Origin of the sequence: Winogradskyella sp., from assembly GCF_965228925.1 — a bacterium.
GTDB lineage: Bacteria > Bacteroidota > Bacteroidia > Flavobacteriales > Flavobacteriaceae > Winogradskyella.
On sequence record NZ_OZ245845.1, the window covers coordinates 3,709,608 to 3,731,624 of the forward strand.

A 22,017-nucleotide genomic window follows, 5' to 3' on the forward strand; every position below is an offset into this window, starting at 1 on the left:
TATTTAAATGAAAAAATTATTGAACCGCATTCCACTCAAAACTATATTCTGGTTTTATTCTATAACAAGTTTATATAGCATTAGTTGGGTTTACTTTTTTAGACCTACGCGAGCTAATTATGAGCACTTCATCTCGTATGTATCAAGCGCTTTTAATATTTACAACTTCAATCTTAATTCTGCAGTCTATTTTTTGAGGGATATACGAATCATCAGTTTTGATCTTTATGCCAATTCTTTTTTGCATATAGAAGCCATGTTTCCGCTTCTTATGCTAGCAGCGTCCTTAATTTTTTTCTTCAGTAAATTTAAAGACAGCCGAATGTTGCGTTATCTATTGTCTGTAGCCATTGCACTGATGCTTATGGGTTTTATAAATGGTTTTGTTTACAGACTATTTATGTTCGACAAATTTCCTTTGTCTAGCCTACTGCTCTTTCTATTATTTCGAGTTATAGATGTATTCATAATTTTATGTCATTACCATGTTATAACCAGATTAAATTCTGAAGACGAATTGAGATATACCTCAATTTCAGAAGGTGATGAAACACTAGTTTTAGCAAGTCGTGGGCAGCGTTTTATGAATTACTTTATAGATTGTTTCCCCAGAGTTTTAATTAGTCTCATCTTAGCTTCTTTTATGATGACCCTTGCTAGGTTGGAAATTCTTAGCGGCAACTTAGAAAGTTCTTTCGCAGAATATGCATTCCGCTATTTACTGCTTTTCATTGGTATAATAATCGTCTATTTTCTTCTAGAGCGTCTCTTTTTAAGAAGTCCAGCAAAGTTTATCACCAATACTCAGGTCATTGTAAAAAAAGGAAATAACAAAACATCTAGCATCGTAAAGCGAACTTTAACCCGGTTGATACCTGTAATTGATCTATTTTCTTTTGCTTTCTCAGAAAAAGGAGATGGCCTTCATGATGAATGGTCTGATACTTTGGTCGTAAAGAATAAACCTAAAGGTATCGCCTATGGTTGGTATTTTGTCATCTTTCCATTAGTCATGTTTTTACCCTTTACGCCGTCTATTATAAAAAATCAGATCAAGCTAATGAGATATAGGGAGGTGACTGCGACCTATGAAGAAAACAAAAAGAACAGACGTTTAGATCATCAACAACTAACCTATTTCGTTAAAGGTGAATTTTTTGAAATAGATAAAGGTTATAGGTCTTCTTATGGGTATTTATATATTGTTGATAGTACAGATACAAATAACATATATGCTTCGAAATTAATTGAAAAAAGAGAATTTGAAAAGTTTAACCCAGAAGTATACGGCTTGAACGATTATTATCGTGACTATAAAGACGAGCTTGAAAAAATAGTTTTCGATAAAAATAACCTAAAGAACCCGCTTAAGTTAACCAACCCAAAGCATATCTCGGTATCTGATGTATACTTACGGAAACATTCTTTGAGTTATAGCTATGGCAGCCCAGAGGAGTCTGTTGATAGCTACCGTTTGGAAATTGAAACTAATTACCGTTCTTCTTATTCAATTAAGGCATTTAAAACTATAGAAGGTGACTTAGTCTTGAAAAAAGATACCTCTTCTCCTAACAGTGTTAATTTAAAAATTGATACGGAAAAGAAAAAACTAGAAAACAAAGCCTATATAGTTGAAGTAACACTAATGAACCGAACATCAAACAATACTGCAAAATACCATATAAAGTTCACCAAGTATGGCGTATTGGATTTTTATGAGGTACAATAATGAAGTTAATAAATTAGCATGATTATTCTGTATCGTATCGAGCTTTGAAAACATGAAAAAATCAAATTAGCTTATGAGTACTGAACGGGCTTAGTGTCGCCAATTATAAGGTATTTGTATCCCTCATAGTGTTAAAAACAAGACTACTTAAAAATCACTATCTTGCATAAAAGCTAAATCAAAAATGAGTAAATCCGACACCAGCCATCACGACGAACGCATTGCAAATATGAGTTTTGCATCCGTATACCCGCATTACGTGACCAAAGTAGAGAAGAAAAGTAGAACTAAAGAAGAATTGCATCAAGTCATTGAATGGTTAACGGGTTATGATGACAAGAAGCTCAACGAAATTATCGATGCAAAAACTAACTTTGAAACCTTCTTCAAGAAAGCAACGCTAAACCCTAACGCTCACCTCATAAAAGGTGTGATTTGTGGTTACAGGGTTGAGGACATCACCAATCCCACAACGCAAAACGTGAGATACTTAGACAAGCTTGTGGATGAGTTGGCCAAAGGTCGAAAGATGGAAAAGATTTTAAGATCTGAATAAACATCTAATGCAAAGGGTTTGTTAATTAAAGGTCTTCTTAGTCATAATTAGCATAACTTACATCTAGTTATCACCGTAAGTTGTTTTTAAGTTCTCGAATTATGAAAAAATCACTGACCTTCGCCGTTTTCGCTTTACTCCTATTGGCTTCATGTAAAAACGAGGTCACCGATACTAAAGTGGCTTCTAAAACAGAGCCCTCGACCGAAATTCACTTTTATACCAGTGATAGCATTAAAGTCTATGGTGATTTATATCAAAAGGATACATCAGCTCCTACCCTTTTAATCTTTCATCAAGGCGGTTCCAATACTAGAGCCGAGTACAAATCCATCATACCGGTGTTAGAACAAAAAGGCTTCAATATCTTAACTATTGATCAGCGCGTAGGTGGTCAGTACTATTATGGCGGCTATAATAGAACTGTCGCCGAAATCCCCAATAATCAGTACCACTATTGCGATGCCTATCCGGATATGTTAGCCGCTATGGATTATCTTAAAGCTTCTAATTTTACTGGTAAAGTCATTCTTTGGGGAAGTAGCTATAGTGCTACTCTAGCGCTAAAACTTGCTCAAGAGAATTTAGATAAAGTCTCAGGCATTTTAATTTTTTCTCCGGCTTCGGGTCAAGCTATGAAAGACTGTCAACCAGACGCCTATTTACAGTCCTTAGACATCCCTTTACTCTTAATGAAACCGGCGTCTGAAATGCAAAGCGAGCGTTCTCAAAATCAGATGCAACTAGCCAAAGAACATGGCCATGACACCTATATCGCTGAAAATGGCGTGCATGGCTCTTCAATGCTAGACGAAGATCGAATTAAAGGGAGTTCAGCTGACACTTGGAATGTCGTCAATACCTTTTTATCCCAGTTCGAGTAAAATGCCCAAAACCCTGTATCGCATTTACGTTGTGGAATTGTCTAAACGCGTTTACACTGAAAACGCCAAATTCCGCGCCGCTAATCCGCAATTTAATGGTGTTCTAGAATGTCTTTATGTCGGCATGACGAGTAAGACTCCTAAAGAGCGGTTTCAACAGCACAAAACAGGCTATAGAAATAAAAAGGGCTATAAAATATCGGCAAATATTGTAGAAAAATATGGCATCTACCTTCGCCCCAGTTTATACAACCATATTGATCCCTTCTTATCTCGACAAGAGGCTTTGATTGCTGAACGGGAAATAGCACTGGAATTGCGACGATCGGGCTATGCCGTTTGGTTTAATTAGCGACCAAAAACTTGTCTAAAGTTTCCTCATAGATCGCTTCATACTTTGGTACGATATGATGAATGTCAAAGTTTTTGGACTGCGCCTTGGCATTGGCTTTAAACCTATTTAAGGTATTAGGATCTTTTAAAATCTTTACAGCATTAGACGACATGTCTTTTACAGCGTTGACATCACTTAAGTATCCTGAATAGCCATCGACATTAACTTCTGGCAATCCACCCGTATTTGTTGAAATTACAGGTACACCACTCGCCATAGCTTCTAATGCCGCCAAACCAAAACTCTCAGTTCTAGAAGGCAGTAAGAACAGGTCACTGAAACAAAGAATTCTATCGATTTCAAAACTGTTGCCAAAGAAAACCACTTTATCACTGATTCCTAATTCTTCCGTTAATAATTCCGCTCCTTCTTTTTCAGGTCCTTCGCCAACGAGCATTAGTCGAGCTGGTAGTTCCTTCTGAATGTTGTAAAAGATTTTAATGACATCAGGAATTTGTTTCACTTCCCTCATATTACTGATATGTGTAATAATACGTTCGTTATCCTCGGCCATCATACCGCGCTGGCAATCTGTAAAATTATGCTCGTGCTTATCCAGATCAATAAAATTTGGAACGACATGAATATCTTTTTTAATATCGAACAATCGCAAGGTGTCATTCTTTAAGCTTTCAGAGACCGAAGTCACCGCATCGGATTTATTAATACTAAAGGTCACCGCGGGTTTGTAAAATGGATGACTACCCACCAAAGTAATATCCGTTCCATGCAAGGTCGTGACAATAGGAACGAGAATACCTTCATCTAAAAGCATTTGCTGCGCCATATAAGCCGCATAAGCGTGAGGAATCGCATAATGGACATGCAATAGCTGAATACCGTGCAATTTCACCATATCTACCAACTTGCTCGATAAGGCCAATTCATAGGGTTGATAATGAAACAATGGGTATTCTGGCACATGAACTTCATGAAAATGCACATTGTTACTCAATAACTCCAGTCTTACGGGTTGACTATAGGTAATAAAATGAATTTCATGGCCTCTTTTGGACAATTCTAATCCTAATTCAGTAGCTACTACTCCACTACCTCCAAAGGTTGGATAGCAAACAATTCCTATTTTCATTCAAGTATGGTTGTTACTAGTTTGAGAAGCTAAAGTTAGATTTTTTATGTGTTTAACACTCAACTTTAAGATTTTTTAACTTAAGCGCCTTTAGGCCTGAATCACTCAATAATGGCTTCGTAAATGAGACGCTGGATTTCCGTTCTAATGTTTTCCCTGAGTAAGAGATTTTTACCAGCTTCTGGATAGGTTCTATTCGCTAAAAACACATAGACGATCTCTTCCTCTGGATCTGCCCAGGCATAGGTGCCTGTAAATCCTGAATGCCCAAAACTTGTCATGGATATACAACCGCAAGTCGGACCTTCGTCTCCTAATTGTGGTTTGTCAAAACCTATGCCTCTACGGTTATCTTTCTCGCAATAATAACAAGTATTGAACTTATCGATGGTTTTTGATTTTATATAGCGCTTGCCTCCATAAAACCCGCTTTGTAAATACATCTGCATAATTTTAGCGACATCATTGGCATTGCTAAATACACCGGCATGTCCACCAATACCACCTTGCATAGCCGCACCCATATCGTGCACATAACCATGAACTTTGTTATAACGGTAATAGTTATCGACTTCTGTAGGAACGATATCCTTTAAACTAAAGACATTCCTTGGGTTATATGTGGTGTAATTAGCGCCTAATGACCTATAATATCTATCCTGGGTGATTTCGTGCAAGGACTTATCATAAAACCCCTCTAAGTATTCCTTAAGAATGTAATATGGCAAATCGCTATAGCGGTAACGCAGTCTCGACAACAATTCACTTTCTTTAATAATCTCTTGAATAGAATCTTTGTAATCATTTCGCATAAAGAGCGAATTGGTAACTTCAACATCAAACGCTTTTGAGCGTTTGGTTCTGTAATATTTTGGATCTGGCTTTTTGGTAACAGAATCTAGTGTCGCATAATAAAACGGAATCCATGGTTTTAATTGCGCATAGTGGGATAGCATTTTCTTTATGGTGATGTCCTTTTTATTTGTGTTTTTGTACTCAGCCATTAAACGCCCCAATTTGGCGTCTAAGGATACCGAACCTTGGCCTTCCAGTTCCATTAATATCGGTAAGGTTGCCAAGATTTTTGTCAAAGAGGCAACATCGTAGACATCATCAAAATCGACTTTGTTCTTTTTTTCATAGGTGTGATATCCAAAGTTTTTATTGTAAATCACTTTGCCTTTTCTAGCCACTAAAAGCTGTATGCCTGGTGTCATCCTGTTATTTACAGCATAGTTGGCCACCGAATCGATGCGACTTAACAATTCAGAGTCCATCCCAACCCGTTCTGGAAGACCGTAACTTAAATTGGATATGGAGTTATAGGTTTCGCCAGAGCCTACAGGGAAAAATTCACCAGCACTTACGGGTAGTTTCCCCAATGCACTGATGGACCCAAAAATAAGTTGTGCTGATTTCTCTTGAGCTATTTTACTATTCTGATAGCTCATTACAATGCCTTCTATATTCTCTATGGAACGTAAATCATTTAAGGCATAAGGTCTTGCAAAAACATCTAAAATTACGGTATTGGTTCTTGCAATTTCATAGAGCCATGCCAGTTCTTTTTCCTTAAACTTATAGCCTTTCCAAGGATTATCGTTAGACTTGTGAAAACCAATAATCACGGTATTGTAATTCTGTAGTTTTGAAATAAGGCCATCTAGCTTATCGGCCTTAATATGATGCACTTTCGTATATTTCTTTAATTCATGGTAAAAGGTAGATCCAGAAGCATCACCTAGAGTGACATAGGCTATATTCTTAGTTTCCAAATCCCGCAAGGGCAACAATGAATTCTTATTCTCAAGTACGGTAATCGCATTCTCCATAAGGGCTTCGTAAAGCACGTCGTCCTTAATTCTGTTGAGATCTTTATCGAGATTATAAAGTCCCACTGGAGCATACTTATGTAGGCCGACCTTATACTTTGCCATCAATATTTTCTTCACGGAATGCGAAAGCCGCTCTTCTGTAATGATCTCTGCCTTATAGGCTTCTATGAATTTCGCAATTCCTTTTTTGGGATCTTCCGACATGAGCATCACGTCATTTCCGGCCAAAAATGCCATAAGGTCTATTTCGCCACCCTTTTCTAGCGTTTTTGGGGTCAAACCATCTACACCTTTTTCAACATAATCCGCCGCACCTTTCATGGTAAGGGCATCCGTAAAAATAAGCCCTTTAAAACCTAGTGAATCCTTTAAGATGTCGGTGACTATATGTTTAGATAATGACGAAGGAAATCCGCGTCTTTTTTCTAAACTCGGAACGTTAAGATGCGCCACCATTACACTCGATAATCCTTCTTTTATCAATTTCCTATAAGGATACAGCTCTACAGAATCAATTCTTTTTTCACTAAATGATACCGTTGGAAGTGTTTTGTGTGAATCGTCCTCGGTATCGCCATGGCCCGGAAAATGCTTGGCATTTGCCAAGACACCTGCACTTTGCATGCCTTTCATAAAGGCCAATCCTTTTGCTGTTACATTATCCCTATCCTCTCCAAAAGAGCGATTACCAATAATGGGGTTTTTAGGGTTAGTATTGATATCGACTACTGGTGCAAAATTAAAGTGCACGCCCAATCGCTTGCAATGCTCACCGATTTGTCGCCCGGTTTGTTCTACAAGTGTATTATCTGTAATAGCGCCAAGGGTCATGTTCCATGGAAAGGCATAGGTAGAGTCCAAACGCATACTCAGCCCCCATTCGGCGTCCATACCAATTAACAGCGGAAGTTTAGACGCCGCTTGTAATTGATTGTTAAGCCGGGCTTGTCGGTAAGGCCCTCCTTTGGAATAGATAATACCGCCGATACCTTCATTTTTGATGAGATCAACAACCTCTTCATTCACTTTATCGCTATTTTCGGACATCACCTGTACCATAAAGAGTTGCCCTATACGTTCTTCCACGGACATGGCATTATAAATACTATCGACCCATTTTTGTTGGGCCATAACATCTTGGGTATATAAAGGATGATTGTCTTCCGTTTGGGCGAAAGTCATTTGAACAAGAACAAATAATAGAATAAGGGACGGGTAACGCATGAACACTCTTTTTTCGTAATAGACTAATTAACGAATACCGTGCCAAAATAGCATAATTAATAAGAAGTAAAAAGACTTTAGGATACTTTTATAAACCGTGTAATTAACAGTCGATTACTACTTCATCAAGTCGATATGACGATCATGGTAACCTAGGAGATACAGCACGCCATCTAAACCGATACTCGATATCGAGTTTTGTGCATTATCCTTAACTTTTGGTTTGGCATGAAATGCAATTCCCAATCCAGCTAAATTGAGCATCTGTAGGTCATTAGCACCATCCCCGACCGCAATGGTTTGACCGATGTCAATACCCATATTATCAGCGAGTCGTTTAAGGTATTCTGCTTTTTTGTGACCATCTACAATATCACCAATATAGCCTCCTGTTAATCGACCATTCTTGATTTCTAGCTGATTGGCATAGACAAAATCGATATCTAACTTTTCTTGCAGGTAATGACCAAAATAGGTGAAACCACCGGATAGAATAGCGGTCTTATAACCGTAGTAGTGTAAGGTATCTATTAAACGCTTAGCCCCTTTTGTAATCGGAAGTTTTTCGGCCACCTCCTGTAGAACACTTTCACTTAAGCCTTCTAGGAGTTTCATACGTTTTCTAAAGCTTTCATTAAAATCGATTTCGCCTTGCATGGCTGACTCGGTAATCGCTTTAACGGCTTCACCAACGCCTGCGCGTTCTGCAAGTTCATCGATGACTTCGGTTTGGATTAATGTCGAATCCATATCAAAACAAACCAATCTGCGATTTCGTCTAAACATGGTATCCTCCTGAAAGGCAATATCCACGTCTAACTCCTTTGAAATATCCATAAATCGCGTCGTAAACTCGGATTTATCAGCTAATTTTCCTCGTATCGACAATTGAATTGACGCTCTAGGATATTCTTGTGTCTTCACTAACGAGGTTCTTCCCGTCAATCGCTTTATAGAATCAATATTCAGGCCTTTCTCCGAAATCACCTTAGTGACTTCAGAAATTTGCTCGGCCGCCAGTTTTTCGCCCAGGATCGTAATGATATAGCGATCTTTACCTTGCATGCTCACCCAATGTTCATAATCCTCTAGGGAAATTGGTGTAAACTTTGCAGTTATGCCAAGTTCATAGGCCTTAAACAACAGATCTTTTAATACTGCCGCGGATTTTTTGCCCGATTTAATCTCGAACATCATCCCTAGGGATAAGGTATCGTGAATGTTAGCCTGACCTATGTCTAAAATCTTGGCGTCGTATTCGGCCAATACACTCGTAAGACCCGATGTTAATCCTGGCTTATCCTGCCCTGAAATGTTTAATAAAAATATATCTGTAGCCATCTTAGTCTAAGAAGTCCTATTATATCTTAATACTTGGCGGTAAAAATGATTATTCTATTTGAGAAATAAAAATAATTTCACATGCGAATACCACAATAATTCTGGGGAATTCATGAAAATTCTTCAATAGCGAATTCTTATTTAATAAATCGACTATGCCAACTCTCGCTTGCAGGCACTTCCCAGTTGTCTCTAAATTCTGCAATATTGCTGACCAGATTATTAAATACGATGGTCTTTTTTGAAACAGATCTGTTCTTCGCCATTGTTTTAAAATCGACCAATGGCTTGTAAGCGATAAATTCCCCCTGTTTGAAAGAAACATTCATTTTATCCATTAAATCGACATTGTAGCTCTTTTCTAGGTCTTGAATAAAATGCACGGAAGCATCAATGGAGCATCCGGTTGCCGTATTTAAGTTCTGGTTTAAGGCGATAACAATAAAGCGCTTATAGACGATTTTATACCCCGCTTGCAAATCCTTTCCATGGGCTGTCCAGGCTTCGATAAACGTTTCAATCTTGGATTTTATTTCCAAAATTTCTTCTTCAGAAAACGAACGATTGGCTTGGTATATCCAAACCCTTGATTCTTCTGGTAAAGCTTCAAAATTAACCAGCATAACTTAGAGGGCTTCTAACTTGGTAATTACTTTCTTGGTGACATATTGCTTTTCACTTAAATCGAAAAGCTCTACTTGCTTAAAAGTGACGGTAAATGATTTACCGTAATTTGATCGTTTAAGTAGATCGTAACCTTCAAACTCTTCGGTTATTAAAAACGTATGGCTCTTATCGTAATCATCCTTAACATTAATATAGGAAATAACATCGTTATTCATACTTATGAGCTCCACTTCTATGGTAAGCCCTTCAGCATTGCCGGAACCGTCAAGTCCAACATCATATTCGTCATTCACAATTTCTACCAATTCTTCTGAAGAGAAAATGGAAAGGAAATCTTCTGCACACATGCTTGCCATTACAAAGCCTACGTCTTCACCTATTTGCTCAATATCATTTAGTGTTTTTTTACGATAGTATTTAGATTTCGATTTATGCTCATTAAAACTTTCTAAAAGACATAGCCCTAAAGCCATTTCTTTGTCTTCCTTTTTATCAGATTTACTGATCTTCTTCTTGGCAATGCATTCACAGGTGTCTTCAGCCATTAACTCTGTGGCTTCCTCTTTTGATTTATTCTGGGCAACACCATTAAAACAATACAATGACACTAAAAGTAATAGTAGGTTTTTCTTCATTCTCATTTTATGAATTTGAAATTAGTTCAGCTATATCGAGCACTTTAATACGATCCTCTTTTTCGTTGAATTTTATACCATCGCTCATCATGGTATTGCAATAAGGACACCCAGTAGCAATAATATCTGGCTTCGTTTCCAGAGCATCTTGCGTTCTGAGAATATTGATATCCATATCTCCTTTTTCAGGTTCCTTAAACATTTGTGCCCCACCTGCCCCACAGCATAAGGCTGTACTTTTATGGCGCTTCATTTCCACAAGTTTGGCATTGGTTTGCTTAAGCACTTCTCGTGGGGCGTCGTACTCATTATTAGCACGACCCAAATAACAGGGGTCATGGAAAGTAATACGCTTCCCCTTATAGGTTTTACCCTCTAAGCCTAAGCGCCCAGAACTTATAAGTTCTTGAATGTACTGTGTATGATGCACAATATCATAATTGCCCCCTAGACTTGGGTATTCATTTTTGATACAGTTAAACGAATGTGGATCACAGGTGACGATGCGTTTTACCTCATAAGCATTGAGCACTTCAATATTCATCATGGCTTGCATTTGAAACAAAAACTCATTGCCTGCACGCTTTGCCAAATCCCCTGTATTACTCTCTTCTGTTCCTAAAACGGCAAAGTCTACATTCGCTTTATTTAGTATTTTGACAAAGGCCTTGGTAATTTTTTTTGCCCTGTCGTCATAACTCCCAGCAGAACCCACCCAGAATAAAATCTCGGGTTGCTTTCCTTCTGCCATATATTCGGCCATAGTAGGCACTTTAAGTTCTTCGCTCATAGTCACTCTTTTTTCTTGTGCGCTATCATTAGATCTTGATAGTATGATTTTGCCTTTTCCAGTACTGGTGCAGATAAAATTTGAAAAAACATCGGTGAATCCGGATCATAGTTGATCATCGCCCATTTATTATTTGTAGATTCATCATTTATCATGATGGTCATGCTATTTGGCATATTTAAACTTATCGTGCTGTCAGAAACGAACTCCGCTTCCATCCCCTGTAGTTTCATCATTTGCACCATACTGTTTTTGGTGTCTTCATCAAACTCCTGATTTTTGAAAGTCATAGACATATGCAACGCATAACTCACAAATGCAAAGTCCGAATTATTTTCTTCGTCCTTAAAGACGTCAGAAATTTTGTATTCAGGATGCTGCTCCGGAATATCTATTGACATCTCTTCATTACCTTCGAGCATGGACTTTAGGACTGTGACCATGGTTTCCTTGGGAACAATTTCAAACAATTTTGGATGCGTGATATCTATTAGTGCATCATAATTCTTGTTATTGGTATGCTCAAACATCACCTTAGTTAAACTATCAAGTTCCTGCCGCTTTGTTCCTGTGTCCTGAGCATAACTGTTTAAGGTCAGACAAAAAATGAGTATTGCTGAACATCTTAGTAGCACTTTTGAAAATTTTGTTTTCATAGACCTATTTCTTCTTTTTTTTAAACAATCCCATCATTAAACCAATACCACCACCGATCAATCCTCCTCCAAGTAAGTGTCTCTGCTCAACATCATGCAATAGTACTAAAACCATAGTACCAGAAACAACCAAGACAATTCCCAAAATAAGCAAGATGATTTGCCTTTTATTCATCCTTCCAGTTTAAACGGTCCATTTGGTTATATGGCCACGGCGCCCCATTGTTTTCGATATTGGTCATCATGTTATTGAGCTCCATTGGCGCTGCGCTCTGCTCCATCACAAGATAACGTCGCATATCTAAAATAATCGATAAGGGATTGATACTTACAGGACATTCTTCAACACAGGCATTACAAGTGGTACAGGCCCAAAGCTCTTCGTGCGTGATGTAGTCGCCTAATAATTGTTTGCCATCATCCTTAAACTCACCCTTATTGGCATCGATATTCTTCCCAACCTCTTCTAAACGGTCGCGTGTGTCCATCATAATTTTACGAGGCGACAACTTCTTTCCTGTTAGATTTGCAGGACAGGCCGATGTACAACGGCCGCACTCCGTACAAGTATATGCATTGAGTAATTGGATTTGATTTAAATCCATCACATCACTGGCTCCAAACTTTTCTGGCACCTCGTCCTCTGCACCTTCTGGTGCTGCTGCAAACGGATCGGCATTAGGATCCATCATCAATTTGACTTCATTGGTAACAGCATCAAGATTGTCGAACTTCCCTTTGGGCTCAACACTCCCGTAATAGGTATTTGGAAAGGCCAAAATGATATGTAAATGCTTTGAAAAATACAGGTAGTTGAGGAACACTAAAATCCCAATGATGTGCAACCACCAGGCTGTGCGCTCAATGGCATGAAGGGTTCCTTCAGGCATACCTTCAAACCAAGGGGCTATGAATTGTGAAATGATATTGCCATGTCCCATAGCTTGAAAAGGCGTGTCCGTCGCATTCATAACCAAGAACAAGCACATTAAAACGACTTCGAAATACAGAATAATATTACCGTCATTTTTTGGCCAACCCTTCATCTCGGAGCTCAAAAAACGCTTGAGCTTAATGACATTTCGACGTAACCAAAATGCTATTACGGAAACCAGTACTAACACCGCCAATATCTCAAAAGCACCAATTAAAAAGCCATAAACAGATTCTGGTAGTACTTTTAAACCAATGCGATGTGTTCCAAAAATACCATCAATGATAATCTCTAAAACCTCTATATTAATGATAATAAAACCAACATAAACAATCACATGAAGCAAACCTGCAATTGGTCGCTTTACCATTTTGCTTTGCCCAAGGGCAATGCGTGCCATATTCTTCCAGCGCTCCTTTTTGTGGTCACTGGCATCTATAGCTTTCCCAAGTTTAATATTGCGAATAAGTTTTCTAACATTTCTTGTGAAATAACCGATTCCTAAAACAAGGACAATAGCAAAAAGTATATTTGGTATGTATTCCATAGGGTTGATTAATTCTTTTGGTCTTCAGTTGGTGGCTGGTATGGAATTTCCTTTTTCGATAAAATACGTCTATATCTTGCAGGGTGCAGCTTAATATCCAAGAGCAATAATTCCATTTCCTTCGACGCGGCTTCAAGGTTATTGTACAAGCTGTCGTCATTTAATAGCTTACCAATAGTGCCTTCGCTATTATCAATACTCGCCATAATGTCTTGTATGCCTGTAAGCGTTTTGTTAAGGTTGTCGACTGTTTTTGTCAAGTCAACCTGCTTTAACTCTGCTGATAATTCGCTTAGATCCTTGCTCGTTTTTTCAAAATTTTCCAGAATCGTGGCAATTTTTGCATCATTATCCTTTAACACTCCTTGAATGGAATAGGACAAATTCTTAAACGCCTTCAAGGTACCATTCAATTCGGCTATGGTACTTTTTATCCCTTCTTCCGATTCGTCAACGACTAATTTATTAAGATTAGTCATTAAGGTATCCGCAGAGCGAATGGTACTATCTAAATCTGAGCTAATTCCTGTAAAATTACTTTTTAAAGAGGTGATTAGTCCCGGTTTAACTTCTGAAGCGATAAAATCACCCGGCTTAGCAATATCACCATCATTAACATTAATAATGGCGAGGGCATTGCCCCCCATGATTCCCGTTTCGTATAAACGAATCACACTATTTTTGGAGAATTTAAGTTTAGGGCTTACCGAGAAGGATACACGTGTTTTCCCGGTTTCAAAATCATACCTAATATCTTCGACCTTACCAACCTTATTTCCTTTAACGGTGACCGAAGATGAAGCACTAAGTGCATTGTAGTCGAATTCGGTATAGTAGATATTGGTGTTCGAAAATAAATCCTCTCCTTTTAAATAGGAAAACAGATATATAAAAAGGGCAATACCAGATAATACTAATACTGCGGTTTTAACTTCTCTAGATATTTTCAATGGGTTGCGATTTGATGAAAAACAAAATTAAGTATAAATTTATTAATAATGTTTCTAATTAGTGCTACTTATCGAAGCTTCGACATGTCGATTCGCTTTCCGTCTTTATAAGCAACCACGAAGCTTGAGGCATACCCTTTTAATTTGGCCTCCTCCTGAAGTTGTCGTGCTTCGTTAAGATCTGAAGTATTGCCATAATAGTATTTATAAAGCGATCCTACTTTTTCCTTACTCAGTTCGGATAAGCCATTAAAGTTATAGGATTTTGGCTCTAAATCTCTAGAACTCGCCGCAATCTGCACCTTAAAAGTGATGTCTTCATAAACCAAGGATACATCTTCTACAGTTTCGACTGTTGGGGTATCTGTACCCAAAATACTATGCCCTACATTTTGATCTATTTCTGTCTTATACGACAAAATAGCCTCCTTTAGGGCAGTGGCCATTTTACTTTGTCCTGCTTTAGAATTTAAAAACTTCCCTTCTCTTTTATTGCTAATAAAGCCGAGTTCTACCAATACGCTAGGCATGTATGTGTTTCTAATCACCAAAAGACTATGCTGCTTTAGGCCACGACTTTTTCGTTTAGCCTTATTAATAAAATTGTCTTCTATTTTACGAGCCAGTATAACACTTTGCTCCACATAAACCTCTTGCTCTATGGTTAATGCAATCTCAGATTCGGGTGAACTAGGATCGAAACCCGCATAGTTTTCTTCGTAGTTATCCTCTAAGAAAATGACTTCATTTTCGCGTTTAGCGAATTCAAAATTGCGCGCTGAATTATTCTCTCCTAGCACCCATGTTTCTGTCCCATAAGGATTTGGATTGTTTACGGAATTACAATGAACAGACACGAATAAATCCGCATCGGCTTTATTGGCGATATCGGCACGTTTCCAAAGCTCAATGAATTTGTCCGTTTTACGGGTATAAATGACTTTTACATCATCTGTTTTCTCAAGCATCTTCCCCAAGGCCAAAACGACATCTAAGGCAATTTCCTTTTCTTTATAACCATTCTTTGCTGCACCAGAATCTTTACCTCCATGCCCTGCATCTATAACCACTACAAATTGCTCCTCTTGTGCTTGCAAACCTGTAAAGCATGTTAAAGAAGTGATAAAAGTAAGAACTATTGATACTATTATATATTTTCGTCTCGTTTGCATATTTAATTTAACGGTTGCTGAACTCGTATTATTACATGCCATAGCAAGCCGTACTGTATTTTTTAACTTTAGAACTTTAATGTGATAATCACAAAAAAATATCTGTACTTTTGGCGTTTCAAAAACCGAGCCATACTTTTACAAAAATACATCTAAAAGGATTGCGTACAAATAGCCTACACATACTTTTTACCTTGAGTTTTACAGTGTTTATTAACACTTTTAGCTTTGCACAAGAATTACCAAAACCCAATACAAGTATTCCGCCTAAGCAAAAAGCAGATACCACAATTGTAGCAAAAGACACGGCTAAGGTGGCTATTGATTCGCTATTAAATCAACCTGTAAATACCAAACAAGTCGATTCTACCCAACAAGATTCTGTAAAGGAAGAGGGCTTTCTAAAAGATATCGTGACCTATAAGGCCAAGGATTATGTAGCTATTAACCAAAAAAAGTCAGAGATTCGACTTTATAATGAAGCGCAGGTACTCTACGAAGATATGGAGATTACCTCTGGCGTTATTGTCATAGACTACAGCAAAAACTTGGTCTATGCCGGACGAATTAAGGATTCTACAGGCTATTCACAAAAACCGGTTTTTACGCAGGGTGCCAATGTCATAGAACCCGACTCTATAATTTTCAATACCAATTCGAAAAAGGCCATCATTTTTAATTCGGTGACCGAACAAAGCGGCGGTACTGTCATTGCAGAACGTACCAAACGCGAAAATGATTCGGTGTATTTTATATCGAGAGGGAAATTTACCACCTCTGAAAATCTTGAGGATCCGGAATATTATATCCTCATGAACCGGGCTAAAATTGTTCCTAACAAAAAGATTGTGACGGGCATGAGTCAAATGTATATTTATAATGTCCCTACACCTATTGCCATTCCTTTTGCCTATTTCCCAATGTCCAAAAAACAAACCTCGGGTATTATTTTCCCATCCTTTGGTGAAGACACGGGTAATGATAGGGGCTATTTTTTGCAAAATGGTGGTTACTATTTGGCCATAAGCGATTATGTGGATTTAGCGATTCTAGGCGACTACTATACCAATGGTAGTTATGGCTTGCGGTTAGAGAGCAATTATGCTGTGCGCTATAAATACCGCGGCAATTTTGGGTTTCGCTATGAAAATCTATTGAATAGCGAACGTGGTTTTCCCGATTTTAGTCAAAGTACGATTTACAATATTAGGTGGTCTCATAGCCAAGATTCAAAAGCTAATCCCAGCTCTCGATTTTCGGCTTCGATCAACTTGGGTAGTAGTCAGTTTTTCCGACAGTCCATTAACCAAGTTAATCTAGCAAATACACTGACAAACACACTAGCATCTTCAGTATCGTATTCCAAAACCTTTCAGGGTGAACCACAGGTCAACTTGAGTTTAACGGCCACACATAACCAGAATACAAATACAGAGGCTATCAATTTGACCTTACCAACCATGCAGGCCTCTATGACCAGAGTATTTCCATTTGCACCCAAATCTGGTGTGAAGAAAGGGGCTATTCACAATGTCAACTTTCAAGTCAATACCCGAGGCGAATATCGCATCAGTACGGTGGACTCTTTATTCGGAAAATCTGAAATGTTCGATGATGCTATTGCCGGCATGCGACACTCCATTCCTGTGACCACCAACTTTAAGCTCTTTAACCATTTTAGTGCGAGTGTCAATGCTAATTTTGAAGAAACTTGGACTTTAAAAACCATCCGACGGACTAATATTTTTGAGGGAGAAACGTCAGAGCCTATCGATATCAATGGTTTTGACCGCTTTTTGACCTATAATTTTGGGGCGAGTTTAGGGACCACCCTATACGGTATGTACGACTTCAAAAAAGAAGGTAAAGATCCCAAGATACAGGCTATAAGGCATGTTATGCGACCCTCCATTAGTTACAGTATTAGCCCAGCATTTGACCAATATTACGAAACCTATGATGTCATCGATGCAGATGGTACCACGACCGACCAAGTGGAATATACACGTTTTGAAAACTCATTATTTGGCGCTCCTGGCAATCGTTTTTCCAGTAACGTCGGTCTTAATATTGGAAATAATTTTGAAGCTAAAGTACGTTCTAAGGATTCTACCGAAACAGAACCCAAAAAGATCTTTTTACTTAATAACCTCAATTTCTCCACGGCGTATGACCTTGCTGCCGATTCGTTAAATTGGAGTCCTGTTAGAATCACTGGTAATACACAGATTTTAAATAAAAAGATGAATATTAACTTTGGTATGACCTTAAATCCCTATGCCTTAGACAGTAACAATAACGTTATTAATACTTTTAATGTTGATAACGGCGGTAGTTTATTCCGTCTCACCTCAGCAAACCTCAATATCAGCTATTCCTTAAATAACGATACTTTCTCCGGTAAGGAAACAGACGAAGAAACGGATCAGGAAGCCGAACGGCGTGCAGCTACTGCTAATGCTAGGACCGATGATTTATTTGGGGTCTCTCAGGATTTTGCCGACCAGCGGCTATCAGATAGGGCTAAGGACAAAGACAAGGAAGAGCCAGAAGACAATACGTTTTATAATTATAAAATGCCTTGGAGTTTACGGCTAGCTTATGCTGCCAATTATACCAATACGCGTAGGCAAGATCAGATTACATCCAACTCCTTGATGTTTTCTGGGGATGTGGAAATATCGCCGCGCTGGTCTATTGGGGTCTCTTCAGGTTATGATTTCCTCAATCAAGGGTTTACCTTTACCCAATTGCGCTTTGAACGTGATTTGTTGAGTTGGCGTATGAACTTTACTTGGGTGCCAATTGGAGTCAATACCTCTTGGAATTTCTTCATCGGTATTAAGTCTAATCTGTTGAAAGACTTAAAGTACGATCAGCGTCGTCAGCCAGACCGTCAATTGGGGAACTAGTAGGAATCAAACCTGATTCTCGATAGTTCTGCTGAGCCTGCCGAAGTAATAATTTTACACTTTTTAAGTGTAAAATTCACTCGAACTGACCATATGCATTTGTTTTAAAGAACCTATATATATTTCAAAGAGCATCATTTCGATAGAATCTGTATCGAGTCTGTCGAAATGCCCAGAACAGGTTAAAGTTTTTCAGTATTCTATTCTGAAAAATCACTTGAATTACCGACTTTTGGGTACATTATCCATATTCAAATAACTACGCACAACTATGAAACAGATCATCAACACACCGAACGCCCCCGCTCCTATTGGTCCTTACAACCAAGCCGTTTTAATTGGGAATACGCTTTATACTTCTGGACAAATTGCCTTAGATCCAGAAACTATGGAACTGGTTACAGAATATATTGAAGCTGAAACCAAACAAGTCATGGAAAACATGAAAGCAGTCCTAGCGGCAGCTGATATGACTTTTGAAAACGTCGTAAAGACGTCAATTTTTATTAGTAACATGAAGCATTTTTCCAGAATCAATAATGTTTATGGCGAATACTTCGATGAAGCCACTGCTCCTGCCAGAGAAACGGTTGAAGTAGCCAATCTGCCTAAGTTTGTGAATGTAGAGATTAGTATGGTTGCAATTAAATAGTAGTTCTTTTACTGGGTTCACTTATGGGCCTTGCAAACTATATCATCTCATCGAAGATATTATTTAGTTTGATAAAAAACGGTTTGAGGAATTGCTCAAACCGTTACTATTTTTGCATCTTATTAGACATTGTATTTAACCTAATGCTTTAATGACTTTTAGTTGTTTTTCGCTATATCCATAGTATTTAAGATTTGTTTCAATAACTGTTGGTTTATCAAGAACACCTTTAAAATGCGAAAAACACTCAAAACTATATTTTCCATGATAGCGTCCCATTCCGCTATTACCTACACCTCCAAATGGGATATTAGGATTGGTAACTTGCATGACACAATCATTGATGCCACCACTTCCAAAAGGAATTTCGTTTAAAAAGCGTTCTTTTATTAGGTTACTATCTGAAAATAAATATGCTGCCAACGGTTTTTCGATACTTTTAATTATTTCGAACGCTTCGTCCATAGTTTCATACTCAATAACAGGAAGTATTGGACCAAAAATTTCCTCTTGCATCACGGCATCATCAAGACTTACGTTATTTAAGATTGTAGGGTTAATCCGTCTGTCTTCTTTATTGTATGTGCCACCATAGTGCACTTTATCAGGGTTAATTAAGCTGACAACTCTATCAAAATTGCGTTCGTTAATAATTTGTACGAAATTATTGTTCGCTTCAGAAAAATTGGCTTTCTCAATTTCAGCTACAGCCAAATTCAAAAATTCATCCTTTACATCTTTATGCACAAGGGCATAGTCTGGCGCAATACAAAGCTGGCCTGAATTTACAAACTTTGACCAAATCATACGCTTTACTCCTGTTTTTAAAGCGGCATCCTTATGGAATATCACCGGATTTTTTCCACCTAATTCCAAGGTCACATTTGTTAAGTGTTCTGCAGCTGCTCTATTCACTATTTTACCAACCATTGGACTACCTGTAAAAAATATCTTATCGTAGCGTTGCTTAAGCAGTGCCGTAGTTTCTGGAATAGCGCCTTCAACGACGTGTAAGTAATTTGGATCGAAATTTTCATTAATGATTTTCGCCATTATTTTACTGGTTTCCACGGGAAGTTCGCTGGGCTTTAAAATCGTGGTGTTTCCTGCTGCCATTGAACCTACAAGTGGTGTAAGGGATAAGTTATACGGAAAATTCCAAGCCCCTATAACCAATGTTACTCCTAAAGGTTCGGGTACCAAATAACTCTTTGCAGGGAAATTGAGTAAATTGGTCTTAACACGTTTGTGTTGCATCCATTTTTTCAGGTTCTTAATTGAAATATTGATTTCATCAATTAGTGGGAAAAATTCTGTGAGCTGATTTTCGTATTTGGACTTTCCGAAGTCTTTAAAAATGGCTTCGTGCATTTGATCTTCATACTCAAGTAATAAAGTTTTTAGTTTCTTTAACTGCGCTAATCTAAATTCTGCGGATCGCGTTGCATTGCTTTTAAAATAAGTGCGTTGGTTCGCCACGAGTTGTTGTACTTGCTCTTCGAAAGTGATTTCTGGGTTTTCTATTGTTGCATTCATGATTTCTGATGTTTTTAAATGATCTATAATTAGTGTTCCACGGATTGTTTTTTCATTCTTTTGATTAAGGATTCAGAGGATAGGAAGGGGATGAATTTTAATTCCATGCGTTGATCCCAGCCTAGACCGGCGATAACCTCTACTTCGCCTTGCTCCATAGCCTTGTATCCCTCTAAAGCAACTTCTGCTGCACTAGCAGGTTTTTTATAGATGGCTGTTTTGTTCATTCCAGAGTGGTCGCCAAAAGCAGTCTTCGTCGCTCCGGGTAATAAGGCAGTAGATGAAACGCCCGTTTCACTCAATTCGCCGTATAATGATCTATTGAACGATGTAACATAGGCCTTTGTTGCAAAATACACGGCCTGGTATGGCCCGGGAACTAAACTTACTGTTGAGGAAACATTTAATATGCTTCCTGAATCTCTTGCTATGAAATCTGGTAAAAACGCTCGTGTTAATGCTGTTAAGGCAATAACGTTGACTTGTATCATGGCCAAGTCAATGGCCCAGTCTCTTTCGTGAAATGCACCCACACCGCCAAAACCTGCATTGTTAATGAGGTAGTCTACTTGAATATTATGAACTAAAACTTCATGGTGAATTTCATGTGCGGCAGACAATTGTGTAAGATTTTTTTCTATGGTATACACTTCGATACCATAGGCTTTTTCCAATTCGCTTTTTAGGGTTTTTAATCCTTCAGCGTTCATATCCACGGCCACAATGTCGCCGCCTTTTTTAGCGTGTATTTTAGAAAATTCTTTTCCTATTCCGCTTGCTGCTCCTGTAATTAATGCTACTTTTTTCATCGTGATAAAATTTATGATTAAAATGATATCACAAAATTATAGAGCATTAAAGTGCTTAAATTTACCCTATGGTAAAAAACGAAAAAGCCTAAATATTTTTTCTGACTCTGCTTAAACTTTGCGGTGTAATTCCTAAAAAAGAGGCGATATGAGACAGTTTTGCTTTTTGAAAAATTAGAGGATGTTCTCTCATGAGCTTTAGATACCTGTCTTCGGCAGTTTCTGTATGAATACTCATAATTCTACGACTTAAGACCATTGCAAATTCGGCTAATAAGTGCCGGTATGCCTTTTGGGTAGACTTGGATTGCGACATAATCTTGTCTAATTGCTCATTGCTTATTAATAATAGCTCGGTATCCTCTAGTGCTTCGAAATAAAGAATGTTTTTTTCTTTTTTAAAAAAGCTAAAAGGTGAGGTGACCATAGAATCTTCTGCCGAAAACCAATGCGTCACTTCATTACCTTCAACATCTAAATAATACAGGCGAACAAATCCCTTTAAGATATAGTAGAAGTAATCGCATCGTTGCCCCTCTTCTAAAAACAGTTCCCCTTTTTTTTGGGTGCTGGTCGTTAAACCGAGTTTGAGATTGATATTCCACTCAAACAAGTCTTCTGCTTTTATGTATGTATTGGATTTAATCATTAAAGCGCGTTTATTTTTTAACCAGTTGTTAATAAATTTCATGTAATATACTCATACTTTTTGTATGGCTTCTTTTTAAGAACTCCTATTTTTGA

20 protein-coding genes are annotated in these 22,017 nt (G+C 38.0%); 6 read left to right on the top strand and 14 right to left on the bottom strand.

The window, feature by feature from the left end; genetic code table 11:
* Positions 1 to 7: 7 nt before the first annotated feature.
* From ACO052_RS15335 to ACO052_RS15350, 4 genes are all read left to right on the top strand, one after another.
* Positions 8 to 1,729, top strand: coding sequence for an RDD family protein (locus ACO052_RS15335; RefSeq protein WP_422104667.1), 1,722 nt, complete (start codon positions 8 to 10; stop codon positions 1,727 to 1,729).
* Positions 1,730 to 1,913: 184 nt separating this feature from the next.
* A complete protein-coding gene (locus tag ACO052_RS15340) occupies positions 1,914 to 2,285 on the top strand; it encodes a DUF2200 domain-containing protein (protein ID WP_422104668.1) in 372 nt (123 codons plus the stop codon).
* Positions 2,286 to 2,386: 101 nt separating this feature from the next.
* The gene (locus ACO052_RS15345) at positions 2,387 to 3,169 is read left to right on the top strand and encodes an alpha/beta hydrolase (RefSeq protein ID WP_422104669.1); all 783 of its coding nucleotides are present in this window, start codon (positions 2,387 to 2,389) and stop codon (positions 3,167 to 3,169) included.
* A 1-nt stretch (position 3,170) separates the two neighbouring features.
* Positions 3,171 to 3,521, top strand: a complete 351-nt coding sequence (locus ACO052_RS15350; RefSeq protein WP_422104670.1) for a ribose-5-phosphate isomerase — start codon at positions 3,171 to 3,173, stop codon at positions 3,519 to 3,521.
* Here the strand turns inward: ACO052_RS15350 and bshA are convergent.
* The 11 genes from bshA to ACO052_RS15405 all read right to left on the bottom strand — a co-directional run bounded on the left by bshA (position 3,514) and on the right by ACO052_RS15405 (position 15,364).
* Positions 3,514 to 4,653 carry an N-acetyl-alpha-D-glucosaminyl L-malate synthase BshA gene (gene bshA, locus ACO052_RS15355; protein ID WP_422104671.1) on the bottom strand — a complete coding sequence of 380 codons (1,140 nt, stop codon included), beginning with the start codon at positions 4,651 to 4,653 and terminating at the stop codon, positions 3,514 to 3,516. The genes ACO052_RS15350 and bshA overlap by 8 nt on opposite strands.
* A 101-nt stretch (positions 4,654 to 4,754) precedes the next feature.
* Positions 4,755 to 7,712, bottom strand: coding sequence for a glycoside hydrolase family 3 N-terminal domain-containing protein (locus ACO052_RS15360; RefSeq protein ID WP_422104672.1), 2,958 nt, complete (start codon positions 7,710 to 7,712; stop codon positions 4,755 to 4,757).
* 117 nt (positions 7,713 to 7,829) lie between these two features.
* On the bottom strand, positions 7,830 to 9,053 hold the full coding sequence (gene serB, locus ACO052_RS15365; protein WP_422104673.1) for a phosphoserine phosphatase SerB: 1,224 nt from the start codon (positions 9,051 to 9,053) through the stop codon (positions 7,830 to 7,832).
* Between the two features lie 137 nt (positions 9,054 to 9,190).
* The gene (locus ACO052_RS15370; RefSeq protein ID WP_422104674.1) at positions 9,191 to 9,676 is read right to left on the bottom strand and encodes an ABC transporter ATPase; all 486 of its coding nucleotides are present in this window, start codon (positions 9,674 to 9,676) and stop codon (positions 9,191 to 9,193) included.
* Positions 9,677 to 9,679: 3 nt separating this feature from the next.
* On the bottom strand, positions 9,680 to 10,315 hold the full coding sequence (locus ACO052_RS15375) for a hypothetical protein (RefSeq protein WP_422104675.1): 636 nt from the start codon (positions 10,313 to 10,315) through the stop codon (positions 9,680 to 9,682).
* Between the two features lie 7 nt (positions 10,316 to 10,322).
* On the bottom strand, positions 10,323 to 11,105 hold the full coding sequence (locus ACO052_RS15380) for a (Fe-S)-binding protein (RefSeq protein WP_422104676.1): 783 nt from the start codon (positions 11,103 to 11,105) through the stop codon (positions 10,323 to 10,325).
* A gap of 2 nt (positions 11,106 to 11,107) precedes the next feature.
* Complete coding sequence (locus tag ACO052_RS15385; RefSeq protein ID WP_422104677.1) at positions 11,108 to 11,761, bottom strand: hypothetical protein; 654 nt, start codon at positions 11,759 to 11,761, stop codon at positions 11,108 to 11,110.
* Positions 11,762 to 11,765: 4 nt separating this feature from the next.
* A complete protein-coding gene (locus ACO052_RS15390; protein WP_422104678.1) occupies positions 11,766 to 11,936 on the bottom strand; it encodes a hypothetical protein in 171 nt (56 codons plus the stop codon).
* Complete coding sequence (locus ACO052_RS15395; protein WP_422104679.1) at positions 11,929 to 13,242, bottom strand: 4Fe-4S dicluster domain-containing protein; 1,314 nt, start codon at positions 13,240 to 13,242, stop codon at positions 11,929 to 11,931. Before ACO052_RS15395 ends, ACO052_RS15390 begins: the two co-directional genes overlap by 8 nt.
* 8 nt (positions 13,243 to 13,250) lie before the next feature.
* A complete protein-coding gene (locus ACO052_RS15400) occupies positions 13,251 to 14,192 on the bottom strand; it encodes an MlaD family protein (protein WP_422104680.1) in 942 nt (313 codons plus the stop codon).
* A gap of 68 nt (positions 14,193 to 14,260) precedes the next feature.
* Entirely contained in the window at positions 14,261 to 15,364 is a 1,104-nt protein-coding gene (locus ACO052_RS15405; RefSeq protein WP_422104681.1) for an N-acetylmuramoyl-L-alanine amidase, read from the bottom strand.
* A gap of 110 nt (positions 15,365 to 15,474) precedes the next feature.
* Between ACO052_RS15405 and ACO052_RS15410 the strand changes: the two genes are divergently transcribed.
* Together ACO052_RS15410 and ACO052_RS15415 are read left to right on the top strand one after the other, a co-directional pair.
* Positions 15,475 to 18,276, top strand: coding sequence for a putative LPS assembly protein LptD (locus ACO052_RS15410; RefSeq protein WP_422104682.1), 2,802 nt, complete (start codon positions 15,475 to 15,477; stop codon positions 18,274 to 18,276).
* 271 nt (positions 18,277 to 18,547) lie between these two features.
* Positions 18,548 to 18,928 carry a Rid family detoxifying hydrolase gene (locus ACO052_RS15415; RefSeq protein WP_422104683.1) on the top strand — a complete coding sequence of 127 codons (381 nt, stop codon included), beginning with the start codon at positions 18,548 to 18,550 and terminating at the stop codon, positions 18,926 to 18,928.
* Between the two features lie 135 nt (positions 18,929 to 19,063).
* On the opposite strand, the gene ACO052_RS15420 is transcribed toward ACO052_RS15415, so the two are convergent.
* The 3 genes from ACO052_RS15420 to ACO052_RS15430 all read right to left on the bottom strand — a co-directional run bounded on the left by ACO052_RS15420 (position 19,064) and on the right by ACO052_RS15430 (position 21,922).
* Complete coding sequence (locus ACO052_RS15420) at positions 19,064 to 20,464, bottom strand: aldehyde dehydrogenase (RefSeq protein ID WP_422104684.1); 1,401 nt, start codon at positions 20,462 to 20,464, stop codon at positions 19,064 to 19,066.
* Positions 20,465 to 20,493: 29 nt separating this feature from the next.
* Positions 20,494 to 21,273 (bottom strand): SDR family NAD(P)-dependent oxidoreductase, encoded by a 780-nt coding sequence (locus ACO052_RS15425; protein ID WP_422104685.1) that lies wholly within the window; start codon positions 21,271 to 21,273, stop codon positions 20,494 to 20,496.
* A gap of 88 nt (positions 21,274 to 21,361) precedes the next feature.
* On the bottom strand, positions 21,362 to 21,922 hold the full coding sequence (locus ACO052_RS15430) for a Crp/Fnr family transcriptional regulator (RefSeq protein WP_422104686.1): 561 nt from the start codon (positions 21,920 to 21,922) through the stop codon (positions 21,362 to 21,364).
* Between the last annotated feature and the right edge of the window lie 95 nt (positions 21,923 to 22,017).